The sequence below is a fragment of the Acinetobacter sp. YH12069 genome (assembly GCF_013419675.1).
Classification (GTDB): Bacteria; Pseudomonadota; Gammaproteobacteria; order Pseudomonadales; family Moraxellaceae; genus Acinetobacter; species Acinetobacter amyesii.
In genome coordinates, this window is sequence record NZ_VOZS01000005.1 from 58,990 (window position 1) to 79,268 (window position 20,279).

Here is a 20,279-nt window from a genome sequence, read left to right on the forward strand (position 1 = left end):
TCAAATGAGCGGTTTTTTTTATTGCATACGGTGTTGATTGAAAAAAATTAAAGGTCCGAGCGCGCCCGTTTGAGTGCAGACTGCCACTGAGCCAAATGAAATTCACGTTGATCAGCATTCATTTTTGGTTCAAAAGCACGTTCTAATTGCCATGATGCGGCAATTTCATCAAGATTTGAAAACACACCCGCTTTGAGTCCAGCCATTGCGGCAGCGCCCCATGCTGTTGATTCTAAAAGTTTAGGACGCAGTACAGGCACATTTAAAATATCGGCCTGAAATTGCATCAGCATATCATTGCTACTGGCACCGCCATCGACTCGGAGTTCTTTAAGTGGACTAGACAGATCTGACTGCATGGCGGTCAACACATCCGACACTTGAAAGGCAATGGCCTCTAGGGCGGCTCGAGCAATGTGGGATTTATTGGTACCACGTGACATTCCACATAGGAGGGCGCGGGCATCACTGTCCCAATGCGGAGCACCTAGTCCAGTAAAGGCTGGAACCAAAACCACGCCATCGGTATGCTCCACTTGGCATGCTAGTTTTTCAACATCACTGCTTTTTTGAATAATCCCTAAACCATCTCTTAGCCATTGCACGATTGCGCCAGCCATAAACACACTACCTTCTAGTGCATAATGGGTTTGACCTTGAGCTTGCCATGCAAGTGTCGAGAGTAATTTATTATGGCTATATTGAACTTCGGTGCCGGTATTAAAAAGCATGAAACAGCCAGTACCATAGGTATTTTTTGCTGTTCCTGCTTCAAAACAGGACTGTCCAAATAGCGCGGATTGCTGATCACCTAAAATGCCGGTAATGGGAATGTTTGCGCCAAGTAAACCTGTGGCGGTATCTGCAATATATTCATCTGAACTGATGATTTTAGGAAGGACTGACAGGGGAATATCAAATAATTCTAAGAGTTCTTCATCCCAAGCTTGTTGCTGCAAGTTCATTAGCATGGTTCGTGAGGCATTGCTGGCTTCAATCACATGCTCTGCACCTTGTGTCAGGTTCCACACCAACCAACTGTCAATCGTGCCGAAAGCCACATGACCTTGCTCTGCGAGTTCACGTAGACCTTGGGTGTGTTCTAATAACCAGACCAATTTCCCAGCACTAAAATAGGGGTCGATACGTAAACCGGTCTTTTTGTGAATGAGGTCATTGAGGTTTTGTTGAGTTAGTTGCCCACACCACTCGGTTGCACGGCGGTCTTGCCAGACAATTGCAGGAGCGAGCGGTTGACCTGTGCGTTTATCCCAAACCACAGTGGTTTCACGCTGATTGGTCAGGCCAATGGCTTTAATGTCTTTGGCGAGGATACGGGCAGAAGCGAGCGCTTGCTGTACGACGGCAATTTGGGTACTCCAAATTTCCTGAGCATCTTGCTCCACCCAACCCGAATGTGGGGTTTGAATATGGGTTTCCCGTTGAGCTGTAGCTTGAACTTGTCCATGTTCGTTAAAAATGATCGCACGACTTGAAGTCGTTCCTTGATCGAGTGCCAATAAATAGCTCATATATTTTTCTTTTGCGGTCTTGAAAAATAAAATATTAACGCAATTATGTAATTAAGCGCAGATCAATGTGTAATTGTTTCAAAATTGCATCGCAATTTTTTGCAGTTATGCTATGATGACGCTACTTTGGGGATGTTTCTGGCTTCGACGCTGGTGATGAAACTCATAGATGCATGTCGAGAGCGCATTTTCTCTCGTAAATCAAATTTGCATATTTTAGTCGCAAACGACGAAACTTACGCTCTAGCTGCCTAAGGGCAGCTTGTCCGCATCCCTGAATACTTGTGGTTAGGGGTCCCGACTGAAGCGAACGCACACAAGTCCGTATAAGATCAAGCCTTGGGGTCTTATACTAAATCTTAAAGGATCGCGATTTGTACCCTGTTCGTCGGGTCACAAAGAGCTAAATCAATAGACGATATCTAAGCATGTAGTATTCTCGAGCGTAGTGCTGGCGGACGCGGGTTCAACTCCCGCCATCTCCACCAAAATTCAAAAAAGTCGAACCTTCGGGTTCGGCTTTTTTTATGATTAATTAAAAACATTTTTTGGTACAACAATGACTCAAGTCCAGCTTCAAGAACTGCAAAAACAACTCTGGAATATTGCCAATACTTTGCGCGGTAAAATGGGGGCAGATGAATTCCGTGATTACATTTTGGGCTTGATCTTCTACAAATATTTGTCTGAAAAAATTCAAAATAATGCCAACGACATTTTGGCGCCGGATCAAATTAAGTTTGCAGAATTGGTCGAAGATACTGAAATTAATCAAGCATATTTGAGTGCTGTGCGTGAAGAATGTCTTGCGAGTATGGGCTACTTCTTAGCACCACAAGAATTGTTCCATAGTATGGCAACATTGGCTCGAGCAAAAAAATATATTTTGGATGATGTAATTAAAACCCTTAAGGCAATTGAGCAAAGTACATTGCGTACAGATGCGGCAGATGATTTTTCGCATTTGTTTGAAGACATGGATTTAAGTTCGACCAAGTTAGGAAATACGCCTGATGACCGCAATGAGCTGATTAGCCGTGTGATCGTACATTTAGACGATATTAATTTTGATCTGTCGAATACTGAGTCTGATATTTTAGGCGATGCTTATGAGTTTCTCATTGGTGAATTTGCTTCAGGTGCTGGTAAAAAAGCAGGTGAGTTTTATACACCGCAAATGGTTTCGACTTTGCTTGCAAAACTTGTCACCTTAGGTAAAGAACGTCTACGCAGTGTATATGACCCGACTTGCGGTTCAGGATCTTTATTGCTACGTGTAAAGCGTGAAGTCGGCGATGTGGATGCGATTTATGGTCAAGAAATGAATCGTACGACCTATAACTTGGCGCGCATGAACATGATTTTGCATGATGTGCATTATTCAAAGTTTGAAATTAAGCAGGAAGATACTTTAAAACGTCCACAGCATATGGAACTGAAATTTGATGCGATTGTAGCGAATCCACCATTTTCTGCTAAATGGTCTGCGAGTGAGTCATACTTAAGCGATCCGCGTTTCCGTGATTTTGGTAAGTTAGCCCCAAGTTCTAAGGCCGATATGGCGTTTTTACAGCACATGCTTTATCAGTTAGATGAAAATGGGACTTTGGCGATTGTACTGCCGCATGGGGTTTTGTTCCGTGGTTCGAGTGAAGGGCATATTCGTAAGCATCTAATTGAAAAGTTAAATGTGATTGATACGATTATTGGTTTGCCTGCCAATATTTTCTATGGCACGACTATTCCGACTTGTGTGTTGGTGTTGAAGAAAAACCGTGAGCATAGCGACAATATTTTATTTATTGATGCGAGTAACGAGTTTGATAAGCAAAAGAATCAAAACAAGCTTTTGCCAGAGCATTTAGACAATATTATTGGTGCATTTGAAAACCGTCAGAATATTGAAAAATATGCCTACGTAGCGAGTCTGCAAGAAGTTGCTGACAATGATTACAATTTGAATATTCCGCGTTATGTCGATACTTTTGAAGCCGAAGCTGAAATTGATTTAGATGCAATAGCGAAACAGCTTCAAGCCTTAGAAGTTGAAAGTCAAAAAACTGATGCGGTGATTGCAGGTTTTTGTAAAGAGTTAGGGATTGATTCTCCGTTTGCGGAGGTGAAGTAATGGCTTCGCCTAAATTGCGGTTTAAAGAGTTTAAAGCGGATTGGACTAATACGTCATTAGGCTTATTATCAGATAAAATTGGGGATGGTATTCATGCGACTCCTGATTATGATAATCAAGGTGAGATTCCATTTATTAATGGTAATAACTTAATAGATGGTGTCGTTACTATTAATGAAAATACGAAACGAATTAATGTTTCTGAATTTCAAAAGTATAAACAAAATTTATCGAATCAAACCATTTTTTTATCAATTAATGGGACTATTGGAAATTTAGCTTTTTATCAAAATGAAAAACTCCTGTTAGGAAAAAGTGTTTGTTTTATTAATTTAAAACAGACAGTTGATAAGTTTTTTGTTTATCAAATATTGCAATCTCCTCTGCTTAAAAAAACTTTTAATTCCGAACTAACAGGAACGACTATAAAAAACTTATCATTGGCAACGGTGAGGAGTTCTGATTTTTTTTGTCCACACAAAGAAGAACAAACCCAAATTGCTTTTTTTCTTTCCGCTGTGGATGAAAAAATTAACCAACTGACCCAAAAACATGAACTGCTGAGCCAATATAAACAAGGCATGATGCAAAAACTGTTTAGTCAACAGATTCGTTTTAAAGCGGATGATGGAAGTGAGTTTCGGGAGTGGGTGAGTTTAAAAATTTTTGATATAGCAAAAGATAAATCATTAAATAATGGAGTTTTTAATGATCAAAATAAGGTTGGTAAAGGCTACAAATTAATTAACGTTTTAGATATGTATATTAGTAGAGATATTGATGAAAAAAGATTGAATTTATTGGATTTAGATAAGAAAGAGTTTGAAAAAAATAAAGTTCAGTATGGCGATATTTTCTTTACACGGTCTTCATTAGTCAAAGAAGGAATTGCATTTTCAAATGTATATTTAGGGAATAGTGATGATATTACCTATGATGGACATTTAATAAAATTAAGTCCAGATTTGGATCGTGTTAGTTCTAAATTTTTGAACTATTGTTTAAAAATGTCTTATGTTCGTAAGCAATTAATTCAAGGTGGTAAAACTGCAACTATGACCACAATTGGACAACAAGAGGTTGGCAATACGGTGGTAGTTATTCCTTGTTTAGAAGAACAAACCAAAATCGCCAACTTCCTAACTGCCATTGACCAAAAAATTGAAATTGTTGCACAGCAAATTGAACAAGCTAAACAGTGGAAAAAAGGCTTGTTACAGCAAATGTTTGTGTGATTGTTATATGGTTTTATAAAATTCCTGCATTTATTCAAATGTGGGAATTTTTTTATTTAAGAAAGTACTGAAGGACTCCTAAAAGAAAAAACAGTGATCTGTATCATCAGTTTAGATGTTTATTTGATGAATTTAAAAGATTGAAAAATATAATAAATCTATTAGAATCAAAAGATATACATACCAATAGTTAAAAACTGAGCAGTATTATAAATGTCGACCCAAAAAGAACTTGAACTCGAAAACCAATTTATAGAGCACTTAACAACTTTAGGGTACGAACGTGTTCAGTATAGAAACGAAACAGCCTTACTCGCAAACTTAAAAAATCAAATAGAAAAATTTAACGCACTGACTGCACCACTCACACATGAGCAATGGGAACAGGTGTGGAATTACCTGAGCAGCGAACATACGATTTTCGGCAAAGCCAAACTTTTACGTGGTTCATATCAGCTTAAACATGATGATGGTACGACCCAAACACTGCGTTTTTTAAGCGATGACGCAACAAAAAACATCTTTCAGGTCACCAATCAAGTGACTGTTCAATATGGCGATGACGGTACAGAAACCAGCCGTTTTGATGTCACGCTATTGATCAACGGCTTTCCGTTGGTACAAGTTGAACTTAAGCGTAGTGGCGTAGAAATCGCACAAGCGTTTCACCAAGTGCATAACTACAGTAAAGACGCCTATACATCTGGACAAGGTCTGTTTGGATACATCCAGCTCTTTGTCATTAGCAACAGCGTAAATTGCTTATATTATTCACACGGTACGCCACTGTTTGATTTCACATTTCCGTGGGCAGATGAAAACAACAAAGCTATTAATGACTTGAGTAAATTTACCGAAGCATTTTTAAACGCCGCACATATTACGAAAATGATCAGTAAATACATCGTTCAGCATCAAACCAATGAATGCTTAATGGTGCTACGACCTTATCAAGTCTATGCAGTTGAAAACATGATTCAGCATGTGAAAACCTCAACCGATCATGCCTATATTTGGCATACAACGGGTTCGGGTAAAACACTCACGGCATTTAAAGCCAGTGAAATCATGCGTCAGTTGCCAGAAATAGAAAAAGTAATTTTTGTTGTGGACCGAAAAGACCTAGATAATCAAACCACTAAAGAGTTTAATGCCTTTGTTCCCGACTGCGTAGACCAAACGACCAACACCAAAACATTGGTCGAACAGCTCATCGGTAAACGGCTGAACTCACGAAAAAATGAAAGCAATATACTCACAGATAAATTGGTCGTGACGACCATTCAAAAGCTGAATAACGCAATTACACTCCCTAAATTCAGAGAATTGATCGCCGATTTGGCAGATAAAAAAGTCGTATTTATTTTTGATGAATGCCACCGCAGTCAATTTGGTGATACTCACCAAAATATCAAGCGCTTCTTTAAGCAGGCACAAATGTTCGGCTTTACAGGTACGCCTATTTTTCCTGTGAACTGTCAAAGCATTGGTGGCGTGAAATACACCACAGAATATCTATTCCCTAAACGACTGCATAAATATGTGATTGTCGATGCGATAGCAGATAAAAATGTTTTACCATTTCAAATTGATTATGTGGGGCAATTTACCGCTCATCAGGTGAATGCAGGTGATGAAAAAATACAAGGCATCGATACTAAAGAACTGTATGACAACCCTGAGCGCTTAGAAAAAATTGTACGTTATATTTTAAAAAATCATGACAAAAAAACTGCAAAACGCGAATTTTGTTCAATGTTTTGTGTCAGCTCAGTAGATGTCCTGCTTCAATATTATGCAATATTTGCCAAAGTCCAAGCAGAGTTGGTTGCAGAAGCGGACAAGAAGGAAGAAATTTATACCCCTTTAGTGATTGGTACGATTTTTTCTTTTGGAGCGCAGGACACGACAAACGACGCCAATGACTCTGCAACAGGCACGATTTCTGAAGAAGAACTTGAACAGCCGAGTCAAGTTGATATGGGGCGTAAAGCGCAACTTGAACGGATCATTGCAGAATTTAATACGCGCCATCTGACTAGCTATAACTGTGACGAAGGATTTTATGAATATTATAAAAATCTAGGTGATCGCGTTAAGTACTTCAAAGTCCCTAAACCACCTAAAGAAGTTGGGGAGTTGAAAGGTCCGCCAATTGATTTGCTGTTGGTGGTGAATATGTTCCTGACAGGTTTTGACTCATTGCCACTTAATACGATTTATGTCGACAAGAACTTAAAATATCACGGTTTAATTCAGGCTTTTTCGCGTACAAACCGTATTTATAAGCCAACAAAAGCTTTTGGTAATGTCGTGTGTTTTAGAAATTTAAAGCAGGCAACAGATAAAGCTCTTTCTACTTTTGCAGACGACCAAAATTTTGAGCAAGTGATTGTGCCACCGTTGGATCAACAATTAGCAGAATTTAATAAGTGTGTTAGTGAATTAAGAAAAATAACACCTGAGTGTCAGTCAGTAGATGATCTAAAACTCGAAAGTCAGCAGTTGCAGTTTATTCAAGCTTTTCGTGATGTGATTCGTCTACATTCACAACTGAAAATGTATACAGACTTTGATGTTGATAACGCAGTTATAGTGCCGCAAGAACTTGAAGACTATAAATCTAAATATAAAGATTTATATGACAGAATAAATAAAGGTACAGCAGTTGAAAAAGATTCAGTGCTACGTGACGTGAATTTTGCTTTAGATTTTATTATTAGTGATTATGTAAATCAGGATTATATTTATACATTATTAAATATGATTGCTGCTGCGCCACCGTCCTCGATTCAAAGAGCGAAACAGCAGCAACAACTCCAATCTTTACTCAGTAATGACCGAAAAATGTATAAAAAAATGGATTTGATTCAGAAATTTATTGATGAACAAATACCACGAATGCTGAATGGCCAAAGTGTTCAAGATGCATTTAAGCAGTTTTGGGATGCAGAAAAACAGCAAGCCTACGATGTTTTTTGTAAAGATGAAAATCTTGTGATGGATGAGTTTAAAAAAGTGGTTAAACGATTTGATTTTACTGAACGTTTTCCGCACGCACATGAAATTCGTCCATTGCCAAAAAACAAGCCTTCAGCACTGGTGAGTAAAGTCTATTTTGAGGGATTGCATCAGAAAACCAATGCGATTTTAGAAAAATATGATTTACGGATTTAAACGTTAAGCTAAGTTATGAAAAATATTTGCTTAAAAGGAGGATTCTTTTTTTATGGAATTTAAGAACCTTATCCTGTTTATTCAATAATTGTATGATTAAATTTCTTAGAATAAATATGATTTAAAAACAAATCACAAAGTGAGGCGAAAATTAAATTTCGCGCCAAACTTCATTCTTATCTTTCAATGAAATCACAAAGTTAAATTTGTCATCATTACTTACCAAAAGGCCTTCTGGCGTTTGCATAATCACTTTTAGAACGGTACCAGTTTCAAAAACCAAAGGACTGCAATTTTCTTTATTTAATGTAATTGGTTTGAGTAATTCAACAATTGCACTTTCCATTTTACTTCCCCAAGCATAGGTTGTTAATTGAACTTAGCATATTATTGGCGAAGAAACATGTTTTGTAAATGACGTGAGCTACATCGCAGAAAATATTTTAGAGAATTCCATAACTTAAGTTTAAATAATGGTTAAATAATTTATGGATTTTAATTTATTGATATCAAAGAAAATTTATAAAATTACAAATTTTTTAAGTGTATCTGTATGCTTAAGATGCGTTTTTTGTTCCACAAACAATGACCAAATCATCAAAAGGGCATGATTAATAATGAATTTAAGGTGAACTTCAGTTTTCATACTTAAGCTAACCGAAGGATGTGTCATCGTGTATTTGATTGTTAAATTTCAGATTAAACAGCGTTAAATATTCAATCTGAATAACAAAATTGATGAAATAAAACTTATCATCAGCAACTCAAACTAAAAACAAAGATTCAGGGAAATGTAGGACCAATGTTTAAATCTTTTTTTCCAAATCCAAAATGGTTTTTTGGATCATTCCTTATATGGTTCGTGATCAATATTGTCTTGTGGTATAGCGGTGGCAATAGTTGGGGTACGATGTTCGGTTTAGCTGCAAATTATCATCAAGCAGAACTACCTATTGGTGTCAGCCGATTTTGGAGTCCCAAATTTTTATGGTTCTATGTTTGGTTTTTTGTAGCAACGGCGCTTTTTGCAGCCTTTTGGAAGATCAAATCAGATAATCCTTGGCAGCGATGGTCAGTGTGGGGAACCGCACTTATTCTGTTTAATGTTTGGTTTAGTGTGGAATGTAATGTCGTGATCAATGCTTGGTATAACCCATTCTATGACCTGATCCAGAAAATGCTTTCAGGTGGTGGGGGCGAAGTGACGATGCTATATTCTGAGATACTGACTTTTCTCTATGTGGCCATGGTGTATGTCACACTGGCGGTATTGAACCTGTTTTTCGTCAGTCATTATGTTTTTCGTTGGCGTACTGCGATGAATGACTTTTATACAGCGCATTGGGAAAAACTGAGAACCATCGAAGGTGCCTCACAGCGTATTCAAGAAGACACGATGCGTTTTGCGAGAACCACAGAAGGACTTGGAGTTAGCTTAGTTGAATCGGTGATGACCTTAATTGCATTTCTACCTGTGCTGTTAACTTTATCAACACATGTAAAGAAATTACCTGTCGTGGGGGAAATCGCCTATGCATTGGTTTGGGCGGCAGTTCTTTGGGCAGTATTAGGGACAGTTATTTTAATGTTGGTGGGTTATAAACTACCGGGTTTGGAGTTTAATAATCAAAAAGTCGAAGCAGCATATCGTAAAGAATTAGTTTATGGTGAAGATTATGCAGATCGAGCAGACCCTCTCACATTAAAAGAATTATTTACTAAAGTCCGATTTAATTATTTTAGACTGTATTTTCACTATGCTTATTTCAACCTGGTTCGTATTTGGTATATGCAGCTTGATAATATTTATGGGTTCTTTATATTGTTCCCAAGTATTGCAGCGGGAACAATCACGCTCGGTATATTAATGCAAATATTAAATGTCTTTGGGCGTGTACGTGATTCTTTCCAATACCTGATTTCCTCATGGACAACCATTATCGAACTGATTTCTATTTATAAGCGTTTAAGAGCATTTGAAGAAAAAATTAATAATTGATTTTATAAGTTTAAAATAGACCTGCACTAAAATGCAGGTTTTTTTATGACTTTAATTTTAAGTTAATATATTTCAATAAAATCAATAGATTAATATTTTTAGATGAGCTGTTTTTTTACTCGATTCCATATTGTCGCTCGAATCATGGATAGGCCCAGCTTTATATTATTATTAATAATAGAGGCTTGTTCTGATGGCAGATTTGATAAGCACATAGCGATACATAAATGCTTGCGAAATAACCTAAAAGGGAACGATGATGACCGTTCACCAAGGATAAACAAATACACTTAAATAAAATGTGAAATTCATCAAATTAAAATTAACAACATATGCACACATCTCAAACGTGTACGATTTTAGTGATTAAATTTATAAAAATAATAAATAAAATCAAGATTATAAAATTGTGAAAGGCACTAAATTACGCTATTTTTTAAAGGTGAAATTTTTGAGATTTTTGCTGTGAATTTAAAGGCAATGTTATGGGTGGGGAGTATTGGATTTGCATTACATGGTTGTACAACCATGCAGAGTTTAAACCCAAATTCATTTAATCATTATGCATCACCACAAGAAGTGATTAATCAAAAAGGGCTAAATAGCTCAAATGGGAAGGCGAAAGAATACGTCTATGATTGGGGGCCACAAAAGAAAAATATGGAAGCAGAATCAGTTATACCCAAGCAAAATATGAGCAGTTACTGCCAAGCCAAAAATGGCAAATTTATTCAACTGAATAAAAGCAATTTGAACCAAGTCAAAAATGCATGGAGTCGTAAATTATTAGCGACCTATAGCAGTATAAAACAGGGCACAGGCGTATTTCAGTGTAGTCAGGCAGATGGACAACGCTGGATGGTTGCAATTGAACCCGTTTCAGAGCGTAAATCAAATGACCGTTCTGAAACCCGCTTAGTGAGTTTGTATACAGCAATTATTGGACCCGAAGAACGTCGCAAAAATTATAATAAACAAGAAGAAGCTGTAGCTAAAAAAGCCACACCAAGCAAAGCCAAAGCAACGACAACAAAAAGCAATGCGAAAGAGGAAGCAAAAAAAGAAGTAGAGACTAAAAAAGAAACCAAAGCCAAAGAGCCTGAAAAAAAACCTGTAGTGAAACCAGTTGCAGAAACATCTCAGCAGATACAAATGCGTTTATATGTCAATGCACGACGTGACCTGAATGCCGGAAAAAACCAAGTCACTGCTTGTAATAATGCACAGCGTGCTTATAGCTATGGCAAATTAAATGGTGCAAATGCCAATCGGGCCTATGCTGAATCAGGCATGCTCGTTGCGAAATGCTTAACATCAGTGCCTGCATATAGCAAAAGTTATCCAAACGCCAATGCAAGAGCAAAAGGCATCCTACAAAACTTAGCGACCAACTATAACCACGCAGGGGCAAAAAATATGTTGAATCGTATGAAATAAACTTCAACAGGATAAAAGCCATTTGGGGAAATAAGCTTTTATCCTGATCCAATGATGTACTCAGATAAAATTTTAAAAAATAATAAGGAAAAACCATGAGTTCAGTAAATGAAACTTATTTTAATGCACCATTATTTGACCGAGAATTAACAGAGATTACAGTCAATATCGAGCAAACACCCTTCTTTTTGAATGATCGTGGGCATCCAACATATTTAGCATCACTTGGGGCAGGAATTCATTTAATTACCGAGTCAGCCACCAATGCGAAAATGACGATGGGAAATCCCTACGATGTGCCTTCCGAAATTTCGACTAAAATTACCAATTGGGGGGAGCAAACGGAGCTTGAATTTGAAGGGCAACACTTCGAGTTTATGCCATTGGTGGCAAGCAAAGAAACCGCGGCAGCTTTTGGTATCACCTTAGTTCAAGCAGGTGAAGCGATTCAGATTCATTCAAATCAAAAAGTACTGTCAGAGATTCATTATGAATACGGCATGATGGCAGGGCATTATTTGCCTTATGAAAATGCAACATCAAATTTAAATGGCTGTAAAACTTTAACGCCATTTGTCATTACTGATTTAGAACACCATGATTTTCCGCATATATTTAGCGCCACCGATCGGGATCAATTGCCACTCGTCATCTCAGTAGGACGCTATTTTCCAAATCTAGGCAAGATCTACTTGGCAGATTTATGGGTCAATCCGGGAGATGCTTTATACATTCCTGCGAAACCAAAATATTTGAATCCTGAGTTTATTGACCTACATAATAACCGTAATGCAGCACTTGCATGTTGGCGAGGGGATAGCAATAAATCGACATTGACCACCCATAGTTTGCTCGATACCCATGGACATTTTTATTGGTATTGGAATAGAAGGCCAACGATTCATCCTCTCATCTATGCACCGACTAGCAAAAATGAATAGTTGAGTTACACAGACCAAACAGCAAATACAGCACTTCATGATACAAAGGTGACTTAAGTTTTGGGAGTTTGGTCTATGGCTTACGGTTTATCTAAAAAAATACATCTACGTTTTTCCCGACCAGCAGGTTTGGCTTTATTGACGCTCATGATGCTCGGGACGACTCAGGTGAGTTTGGCGAGTCCGACGGTCGATCAGCTCAGTCAATGTTTAGTGAAATCGACCACTGCGGCGGATAAAACAGCAGTTTTACAATGGACTTTTTCAGCATTGGCAGCGCATCCAGATTTAAAACAATACAGTAATGTCAGTGATGCGCAAAAAACGCAACTCGATAAAAATCTGGCTCAAGTGATGCAGCGAATCTTGGTTGAGCAATGTTCTACACAAACGCAGGCCGTGATTAAAGCTGATGGTCTACAGGCTGTAGGTGATAGTTTTCAAGAGCTTGGTAGTATCACTGGGGATGAAATTTTAAAGACGCCTGAAATTAAACAACAACTACAAGGCGTACTCCGTTATGTCGATTTGAATAAATTGGTGACCAAATTTTTAACCCCAGAAATTTGGAATAAATTGGGTATTACCCGATAAGGTTTTTAAATTTGAAATACATATTTTTAAGTTAAATAATGATGTAAATGAGCGCTGTTTAGCGCTCATTTACATTATGGATTAGCTAATAATTATTCAAAAACCAGCACACTTTTACCTTTGGTATGACCTTCTAAAATATCGCCATAGGCTTGCTGTGCATTCTTAAATTCATATTCACGGCTGACTGTCCATGTGAAACGACCTTCAGCAATTCCATCGACGACATGTTGTAAGTTTTTAGTGTTACGTTTAACCCATACTGGCTGAATTTTATTTGAAGATAATTTTCTAGCTGCAATACTTCCCATAAATCCGCCAACTTTGACCACAGCAAGAGAGGATTGAGTTGCTTCTTCCGAGCCGATCATATCAATAGAGACATCAAAAGGTGTTGGATGTACTGCTTTTAGACGTTCAACTAAACCTTCTCCATAAGTGACAGGTGTAGCGACTAGTTTGCGAATATAGTCTTGATTGGCTGCTGATGCTGTTGCGACAACCTCAATGCCTTTTTCTACTGCGAGCTGTACCACAATTGAACCGACTCCGCCTGAGCCGCCATGTACCAGTAAAGATTGAGCAGGGCCCGTTTCATCTAAAATGGTCATGGCCGTTTGTGCTGCGCCTGCAATTGTTCCCGCAATAGACCAATCAATATTTTGGGGTTTACGGATCAAATTTGCTAGTGGTACATCAATCACGGTTGCATGGGTAAAAGCACCGCCTGAACCGAGCACTTCATCGCCAACAATCCATTCATTTTGAGAGCTGTCTACTTCTGCAATGATGCCTGCATATTCTGTACCAAAGGTTTGCGGTAGGGCCGCATGTTTAAATTCACCTGTCATGCGACGTGCGTCAATGGGGTTAATACCAGAGGCTTTAACGTGAATGCGTGCCATGCCTGCAGCTAGTGGAGGCAGTTCGTATTGTGCAAATTCGAGCACTTCAGGTTGGCCGTATTGGTGTGCTGCTAAGATGGTTGATTTCATTTTTGTGCCTATTCATATCTGGTTTTTTAAATCATGGTTGAATTATAGGCAGGTGGTGTTTATGGATTACAGAGCGAAATTTGCATTAGATTTTTCTATAAATAGAACAGTGCTTAAAATTAGTATGGATATGTGCACTGTTTTTGTTATTTTATTTTAGTGTGGAAATGAATGGAAAAATAAAAATGGTATTCCTAGTAAAGACATTTGTATCTATAAATTTATAAAGGGATAGTTATGATTAAGCAATTTATATGCGCGCTGATGGTTGTTTTGGGTTTTATACAAATGGCACAGGCAGAAGACCGATCGTTGAGTAAGCATTTTACAGCGTGTATGGACAAAGCTGGCGGTGTGACTGCAAGCATGGTGGAGTGCACAGCAGCGGAAACAAAACGTCAGGATATACGTTTAAATGAAGCTTATAAAAATTTGATGAACACCTTAAGCGCAACACGTAAAAAAGAACTGCAAAATACACAGCGTTTATGGATGAAGTATCGGGATGCGAACTGTAACTTTTATTATGATCCGAATGGCGGTTCAATTGTACGTGTAACCAGTGCTGGCTGTTTCATGGATATGACAGCAGAAAGGGCGAATGAGTTGGAGAATTTTTTAAAGTATTAATGATTAGCTCTCCTTTGCGGGATAGGAATTTAAAACTCGCTCACATTAATAATTTTCTAAAACCTCTCCCTAGCCCTCTCCTTGAAGGAGAGGGGACTTTCAATATTAAATTCATGTTGTTATATGATTCGTAATGAAAGCTCCTTCTCCCATTGGGAGAAGGCGGGGGATGAGGGTATCAGAAGTCACGCATAAAGAAAGACTTTGAAAGTTGAACACGTCCTAAGTCTTCGAGTTTAGCGATAGACGATACTTTTTTGATGGTCATGTTGTTTTTGGTGTGAAGTATTGGATTGATTGTAGGTTTAAATCATGCAATTGTAATACTTTGATTGGAATATGAAGCTTGGTTATATTTAAAAAAATTATTAGCATGGAAAAATCGATATCTTAGATGTGGTTTAGCTGTATTTTAAAATCATAAGAAAATTTAGTTTAAGAATAATTAATGCAATTATTTGATAAAAGAGGAATTATGAGTAAAGAAAGTAACTTTGAAAAATATGGACTTATATTAATTGGAATTATGGGGTTAGTTGGAGGAAGTGTAAAAGCTTATGAATTTTTTTTAGATAAAAATTTAAACTCTATCCCATCATTATCACCCAGCGAATATGATTTAAATTTGCAAAAAGAGGGGGTTCTAGATAAAAATTTTAGGTATACAAATAAGCCCATTGTCTATGAATTATATAGATCTACAACAAAAGAACTTAATAGGCACACTCCGATAGACATGGGTGATGGTGTGCTAATGACTCAAGCTTTAAAATTAAAAGGTATGTCTGCTTATAGTTATTCTCTTTCAATCGAAAAAAATAATCTTTCAGATCAAAGTGTAGAGTATTTTAATAATAACAAACACAATTTGAAATCAATATTCTGTAATCAAGTAAAAAAACATGTCCATTATAAAGTTAATAACATGATTGAGAAATTTATGTATTATGATGTGGCAGGAGAATTCCTATTTGAATACCAAATAAGAGCTGATGAATGCTAAGCTAAATAAGTGATAGAAACTGAATTATTGAAATTATATGTATGGTTGCATATTAAATAAAAACCCGCTTTCGCGGGTTTTTCTTCTAAAGAAAGATCAGCCTTAACCAATCAATTTCTTCATCAATTCATTTACTTGCGCAGGGTTTGCTTTACCTTTTGCTGCTTTCATCACTTGACCAACAAGACCGTTAAAGGCTTTCTCTTTACCAGATTTATACTCTTCAACCATCTTCTCGTTAGCAGCAAGTACGTCTTTAATAATCGCTTCAATCGCGCCTGTATCAGTTTCCTGTTTCAAGCCTTTTTCAGCAATAATCTCGTCCGCAGTTTTGCCTTCTTCCCACATAAAGCCGAACACTTGTTTCGCAATTTTGCCATTAATGGTGTTATCCACAATACGTGCAATCATGCCGCCAAGTTTCTCTGCTGATACAGGAGAGTCGGCAAGGTCTAAGCCCGCTTTGTTTAAAGCGCCTGAGAATTCGCCCATCACCCAGTTCGCAGCAACTTTGCCTTGTGCAGCACCGCCCGCAGCTTTTACCACGTCTTCATAAAACTCTGACATTTCACGAGTAAGCGTAAGCACGTGAGCATCGTACTCAGTTACACCAAAGTCAGCCACAAAGCGCGCACGGCGTGCAGCAGGAAGCTCAGGAAGGGCAGCACGTGCCGCTTCAATTTGCGCATCTGCAATCACAACAGGCAACAAGTCAGGGTCTGGGAAGTAGCGGTAATCGTTCGCTTCTTCTTTAGAACGCATAGAACGCGTTTCCATCTTCACAGGGTCGAACAAACGTGTTTCTTGGTCGATGGTGCCGTCCCATTCCAGAATTTCCATTTGACGTTCAATTTCAACATTGATCGCCTGTTCAATGAAACGGAATGAGTTCAGGTTTTTCAATTCACAACGTGTGCCGAACGGTTGACCTGGACGACGTAAAGACACGTTACAGTCGGCACGGAAAGAACCTTCTGCCATGTTACCGTCAGAAATGCCTAACCAACGCACTAAAGTGTGGATCGCTTTAATGTAGGCAACCGCTTCTTCAACCGAACGCATATCAGGTTCAGATACGATTTCAAGTAAAGGTGTGCCTGCACGGTTTAAATCGATACCAGATTGGCCTTCAAATTGGTCATGGATCGATTTACCTGCATCTTCTTCAAGGTGCGCACGTGTTACGCCAATGCGCTTAACCGTACCATCTTCAAGTTGAATGTCGATATGACCCAAGCCCACAATCGGGTTGTCCATTTGGCTGATTTGGTAGCCTTTTGGAGAGTCAGGGTAGAAATAGTTTTTACGTGCAAATACAGAAGCTTGGTCGATGTAAGCATCGATACCCAAACCAAAGCGAATTGCAAGATCAACCACTTCTTTGTTGAGTACAGGCAATACGCCCGGCATTGCAAGGTCAACTAGGCTCGCTTGTGTATTTGGGTCTTGACCAAATGTGGTAGATGAGCCTGAGAAAATTTTAGTATTGGTCGCAAGCTGAGTGTGAATCTCAATACCAATCACCACTTCCCAACCATCAATCAGGTTAGATTTTGGTTTAGCAGCGTTTTTAGCCATTATGCATTCTCCTCAGCAATTGCAGCGCGTTGTGTATGCCAATCCGTTGCTTGTTGGTACTGATGCACCACAGACAACAATTGAGACTCTGACCAGTAATTACCAATCAGCTGTAAGCCAACAGGCAAATTGTCTTTGTCAAAACCAACAGGCGCGTTAATCGCAGGCAGACCTGCCAAGTTCACTGCGATGGTGTAGATGTCACCTAAGTACATTTCTACAGGAGACAGGTTTGCACCAATCTTATATGCAGTTGTCGGTGCAGCAGGGGCAGCAATCACGTCTACAGATTCAAATGCTTTTAAGAAGTCTTGTTGAATTAAACGACGTACTTTTTGTGCTTTCACATAATAAGCATCGTAGTAACCCGCAGAAAGCGCGTATGTACCAATCAGGATACGTTGCTGAACTTCTTTACCAAAACCTTCAGAACGTGAACGTTTGTACAAGTCCATTAAGTCCACAGGATTTTCACAGCGGTAACCATAACGTACACCATCAAAACGCTGTAAGTTTGAAGATGCTTCAGCAGGAGCAATCAGGTAATACGTTGGAACATAGGCATCAGTCATGGTCAAATCAATCTCAACCAAGATTGCGCCCATTTCTTCTAACTTTTTCAGTGATTCTTCAACGCGTGCTTTCACGTCTGCATCTAAACCAGCAACATTAAAGTACTGTTTCGGAATACCAATGCGTAATCCTTTTACCGATGTGCCGTTGAGGTTCGCCACGTAGTTATCGACGTCTTTTTCAACCGAAGTTGAATCTTTCGCATCATGACCTGCCATCACGTTCATCAGGTAAGCACAGTCTTCAGCCGAACGCGCCATTGGGCCGCCTTGGTCTAAAGATGATGCATACGCGATCATACCGAAACGAGAAACACGACCGTAAGTTGGTTTAAGACCAGTCAAACCACAGAAAGATGCAGGTTGACGGATTGAACCGCCTGTATCTGTACCTGTTGCGAACGGCGCAAGATCAGCCGCTACCGCAGCAGCAGAACCGCCTGAAGAACCACCTGGAACATGATTTAAGTTCCAAGGGTTAGCCGTTGCGCCATAAAATGAATTTTCAGAGGTTGAACCCATGGCGAATTCATCCATGTTCACTTTACCTAAAGTGACAAGGCCCGCAGCTTTACCTTTCGCTACAACGGTCGCGTCGTAAGGAGAGATAAAATTGTCCAGCATTTTAGAACCAGCAGTGGTTTTAATGCCTTGGGTACAGAAAATATCTTTATGTGCAATTGGTACACCAGTCAACGCACTTGCATTGCCTGATTTAATTGCAGCATCAGCCGCATCTGCTTGCGCAAGTGCTTGTTCAGCTGTCACGGTCACGTATGACTTGACTTGAGCATCGATTTTTTCAATGCGTTTTAAATAGTGTTCAGTCAATTCGCGTGAAGAAAATTTAGCGCCAGCCAAACCTTCAGACAATTCACGAATTGATAAGCGATGTAAATCTGTCATGAGAAATATTTCTTTACGTTTAATTTGAAAAAATGTTGATCTGAATAAAAACTATTCAATCACACGCGGAACAAGGTACAAGCCATCCTGTACGGCAGGAGCAACTGCTTGATATGCTTCGCGATGATTGGTCTCAGATACCACGTCTTCACGTAAGGGCTGTGGATTGTCGAATGGACTTTTTAGTGGTTCAACACCGTCAGTATCGATGCCTTTCAGGGTTTCCATCATGCCTAAAATTTTATTTAAACTTTGAGCATAGTCAGCAGATTGCGCTTCATCTAGCGACAATCGAGCCAGATGGGCAATCGCTGAAACTGTTTGTGCATTTAGATCTGCAGAATGCTGTGCATCCGATGTAGACATAACATTACCTAATCAGTATTAAAAAAATTCAAAATATCGTGGCTTATAATAAGCGATTGACTTGTTCAAATCATCACATTTAGTTAAAGTTGCCACCTTGCGTCCATATAAAAGTTTAACTGAGAACGTCCCCGTGATTCTAAAACGACTAATTGGCTTGTTTTCGCCGGATCTTGCCATTGATTTAGGCACTGCAAATACACTTATTTATGCGCCAGGACGAGGCATTATATTAAATGAACCGACGGTGGTGGCAATTCGCCACAGTGGTTCACAAAAAATCGTTGCCGCAGTAGGTCTTGACGCGAAGCAAATGCTAGGTCGTACACCTGCAAATATTTCTGCGATTCGCCCAATGAAAGATGGTGTGATTGCAGATTTTGAAGTCACTGAAACGATGTTGAATCAATTCATTGGCAAAGTGCACGAAAAACGTTTGTTCCCACCTGCACCGCGTGTCGTGGTGTGTGTGCCATGTAAATCGACGTTGGTGGAACGCCGTGCAATCCGTGAAGCTGTATACAATGCAGGTGCACGTGAAGTTCGCTTAATTGAAGAGCCAATGGCTGCTGCAATTGGTGCAGGTATGCCTGTTGAGCAAGCCTGTGGTTCGATGGTTGTCGATGTTGGTGGTGGTACAACTGAAATCGCGATCATTTCACTTCAAGGTTGTGTCTATGCAGACTCACTACGTATCGGTGGTGATGTATTTGATGAACAAATCATTAACTACGTGCGTAAAGCACATGGTTGTGTGATTGGTGAAACCACTGCAGAAAACATCAAAAAAGAAGTTGGTATGGCGCTTCCAGAAGAAGGTGCAAAACCTTTGGAAATCGAAGTCCGTGGTCGTAACTTGGCTGAAGGTGTACCTCGTGCGATTACCGTAACTTCTGATGAAGTGACTCAAGCGATTTCTGATCCACTGCAAAACATTGTGGCTGCGGTTAAATCTGCACTAGAGCAAACGCCACCTGAGTTGTCTTCAGACATCGCAGAACGCGGTATTGTGTTGACTGGTGGCGGTGCATTACTTCGCAATCTTGATAAGCTTCTTGCAAAAGAAACAGGTCTTCCTGTCGTGGTTGCAGAAGATCCACTATCATGTGTTACACGTGGTGGTGGTAAGGTTCTCGAATTCTTCGATAACCCAAATCATGACATGTTATTTGTAGGCTAAGAAAAG

At 39.0% G+C, this 20,279-nt stretch carries 15 protein-coding genes, 1 other RNA gene and 2 pseudogenes; 12 read left to right on the forward strand and 6 right to left on the reverse strand.

Translation table 11 applies throughout. The annotated features are described in order from the left end of the window. Positions 1–47: 47 nt before the first annotated feature. On the reverse strand, positions 48–1,532 hold the full coding sequence (gene glpK / locus FTU16_RS04220) for a glycerol kinase GlpK (protein WP_180010036.1): 1,485 nt from the start codon (positions 1,530–1,532) through the stop codon (positions 48–50). Positions 1,533–1,660: 128 nt separating this feature from the next. On the opposite strand from glpK, the gene ssrA reads away from it, so the two are divergent. The 5 genes and pseudogenes from ssrA (at position 1,661) to FTU16_RS04240 (ending at position 8,072) form a co-directional block, all read left to right on the forward strand. Beyond that, positions 1,661–2,020: a transfer-messenger RNA gene (gene ssrA, locus FTU16_RS04225) on the forward strand. 71 nt (positions 2,021–2,091) lie between these two features. Next, positions 2,092–3,660, forward strand: a complete 1,569-nt coding sequence (locus FTU16_RS04230) for a type I restriction-modification system subunit M (RefSeq protein WP_180162764.1) — start codon at positions 2,092–2,094, stop codon at positions 3,658–3,660. Next, positions 3,660–4,151, forward strand: a pseudogene (locus tag FTU16_RS16675) (restriction endonuclease subunit S); the annotation flags it as partial. The gene FTU16_RS04230 and the pseudogene FTU16_RS16675, both read left to right, overlap by 1 nt. After that, positions 4,134–4,895, forward strand: a pseudogene (locus FTU16_RS16680) (restriction endonuclease subunit S); the annotation flags it as partial. The pseudogenes FTU16_RS16675 and FTU16_RS16680, both read left to right, overlap by 18 nt. A gap of 213 nt (positions 4,896–5,108) precedes the next feature. Beyond that, positions 5,109–8,072: a type I restriction endonuclease subunit R gene (locus FTU16_RS04240; protein ID WP_180162766.1), complete on the forward strand. Its 2,964-nt coding sequence runs from the start codon at positions 5,109–5,111 to the stop codon at positions 8,070–8,072. 151 nt (positions 8,073–8,223) lie between these two features. Here the strand turns inward: FTU16_RS04240 and FTU16_RS04245 are convergent, their stop codons facing one another. Next, a complete protein-coding gene (locus FTU16_RS04245; RefSeq protein WP_180004283.1) occupies positions 8,224–8,418 on the reverse strand; it encodes a hypothetical protein in 195 nt (64 codons plus the stop codon). Between the two features lie 456 nt (positions 8,419–8,874). On the opposite strand from FTU16_RS04245, the gene sbmA reads away from it, so the two are divergent. The 4 genes from sbmA (at position 8,875) to FTU16_RS04265 (ending at position 13,043) form a co-directional block, all read left to right on the forward strand. Then, positions 8,875–10,071, forward strand: coding sequence for a peptide antibiotic transporter SbmA (sbmA, locus tag FTU16_RS04250; protein ID WP_180162767.1), 1,197 nt, complete (start codon positions 8,875–8,877; stop codon positions 10,069–10,071). Positions 10,072–10,536: 465 nt separating this feature from the next. Continuing rightward, complete coding sequence (locus FTU16_RS04255; protein WP_373683885.1) at positions 10,537–11,508, forward strand: hypothetical protein; 972 nt, start codon at positions 10,537–10,539, stop codon at positions 11,506–11,508. A 95-nt stretch (positions 11,509–11,603) separates the two neighbouring features. Next, complete coding sequence (locus FTU16_RS04260) at positions 11,604–12,449, forward strand: hypothetical protein (protein WP_180162768.1); 846 nt, start codon at positions 11,604–11,606, stop codon at positions 12,447–12,449. Between the two features lie 147 nt (positions 12,450–12,596). Further along, complete coding sequence (locus FTU16_RS04265) at positions 12,597–13,043, forward strand: hypothetical protein (protein ID WP_180040460.1); 447 nt, start codon at positions 12,597–12,599, stop codon at positions 13,041–13,043. Between the two features lie 92 nt (positions 13,044–13,135). Here the strand turns inward: FTU16_RS04265 and FTU16_RS04270 are convergent, their stop codons facing one another. Further along, positions 13,136–14,038 (reverse strand): NADP-dependent oxidoreductase, encoded by a 903-nt coding sequence (locus FTU16_RS04270; protein ID WP_180162769.1) that lies wholly within the window; start codon positions 14,036–14,038, stop codon positions 13,136–13,138. A gap of 237 nt (positions 14,039–14,275) precedes the next feature. On the opposite strand from FTU16_RS04270, the gene FTU16_RS04275 reads away from it, so the two are divergent. After that, complete coding sequence (locus FTU16_RS04275) at positions 14,276–14,668, forward strand: lysozyme inhibitor LprI family protein (RefSeq protein WP_180040422.1); 393 nt, start codon at positions 14,276–14,278, stop codon at positions 14,666–14,668. Between the two features lie 448 nt (positions 14,669–15,116). Continuing rightward, positions 15,117–15,671, forward strand: coding sequence for a hypothetical protein (locus FTU16_RS04280; RefSeq protein WP_180040420.1), 555 nt, complete (start codon positions 15,117–15,119; stop codon positions 15,669–15,671). A gap of 102 nt (positions 15,672–15,773) precedes the next feature. Here the strand turns inward: FTU16_RS04280 and gatB are convergent, their stop codons facing one another. The 3 genes from gatB to gatC are packed head-to-tail and all read right to left on the reverse strand — an operon-like array spanning position 15,774 to position 19,093. Beyond that, positions 15,774–17,249 (reverse strand): Asp-tRNA(Asn)/Glu-tRNA(Gln) amidotransferase subunit GatB, encoded by a 1,476-nt coding sequence (gene gatB, locus FTU16_RS04285; protein ID WP_180162770.1) that lies wholly within the window; start codon positions 17,247–17,249, stop codon positions 15,774–15,776. Then, positions 17,249–18,727 (reverse strand): Asp-tRNA(Asn)/Glu-tRNA(Gln) amidotransferase subunit GatA, encoded by a 1,479-nt coding sequence (gene gatA / locus FTU16_RS04290; RefSeq protein ID WP_180162771.1) that lies wholly within the window; start codon positions 18,725–18,727, stop codon positions 17,249–17,251. Before gatA ends, gatB begins: the two co-directional genes overlap by 1 nt. A 51-nt stretch (positions 18,728–18,778) precedes the next feature. Next, a complete protein-coding gene (gatC, locus tag FTU16_RS04295; protein WP_078189985.1) occupies positions 18,779–19,093 on the reverse strand; it encodes an Asp-tRNA(Asn)/Glu-tRNA(Gln) amidotransferase subunit GatC in 315 nt (104 codons plus the stop codon). 133 nt (positions 19,094–19,226) lie between these two features. Here gatC and FTU16_RS04300 point away from each other — a divergent pair, with 133 nt between their 5' ends. After that, a complete protein-coding gene (locus FTU16_RS04300) occupies positions 19,227–20,273 on the forward strand; it encodes a rod shape-determining protein (protein ID WP_086178633.1) in 1,047 nt (348 codons plus the stop codon). Positions 20,274–20,279: the final 6 nt, after the last annotated feature.

Coding starts and splice junctions, on each gene's coding strand:
- glpK (WP_180010036.1), bottom strand. CDS start 1,532: ATGAGCTATTTATTGGCACTCGATCAAGGAACGACTTCAAGTCGTGCG.
- FTU16_RS04230 (WP_180162764.1), top strand. CDS start 2,092: ATGACTCAAGTCCAGCTTCAAGAACTGCAAAAACAACTCTGGAATATT.
- FTU16_RS04240 (WP_180162766.1), top strand. CDS start 5,109: ATGTCGACCCAAAAAGAACTTGAACTCGAAAACCAATTTATAGAGCAC.
- FTU16_RS04245 (WP_180004283.1), bottom strand. CDS start 8,418: ATGGAAAGTGCAATTGTTGAATTACTCAAACCAATTACATTAAATAAA.
- sbmA (WP_180162767.1), top strand. CDS start 8,875: ATGTTTAAATCTTTTTTTCCAAATCCAAAATGGTTTTTTGGATCATTC.
- FTU16_RS04260 (WP_180162768.1), top strand. CDS start 11,604: ATGAGTTCAGTAAATGAAACTTATTTTAATGCACCATTATTTGACCGA.
- FTU16_RS04265 (WP_180040460.1), top strand. CDS start 12,597: ATGATGCTCGGGACGACTCAGGTGAGTTTGGCGAGTCCGACGGTCGAT.
- FTU16_RS04270 (WP_180162769.1), bottom strand. CDS start 14,038: ATGAAATCAACCATCTTAGCAGCACACCAATACGGCCAACCTGAAGTG.
- FTU16_RS04275 (WP_180040422.1), top strand. CDS start 14,276: ATGATTAAGCAATTTATATGCGCGCTGATGGTTGTTTTGGGTTTTATA.
- FTU16_RS04280 (WP_180040420.1), top strand. CDS start 15,117: ATGCAATTATTTGATAAAAGAGGAATTATGAGTAAAGAAAGTAACTTT.
- gatB (WP_180162770.1), bottom strand. CDS start 17,249: ATGGCTAAAAACGCTGCTAAACCAAAATCTAACCTGATTGATGGTTGG.
- gatA (WP_180162771.1), bottom strand. CDS start 18,727: ATGACAGATTTACATCGCTTATCAATTCGTGAATTGTCTGAAGGTTTG.
- gatC (WP_078189985.1), bottom strand. CDS start 19,093: ATGTCTACATCGGATGCACAGCATTCTGCAGATCTAAATGCACAAACA.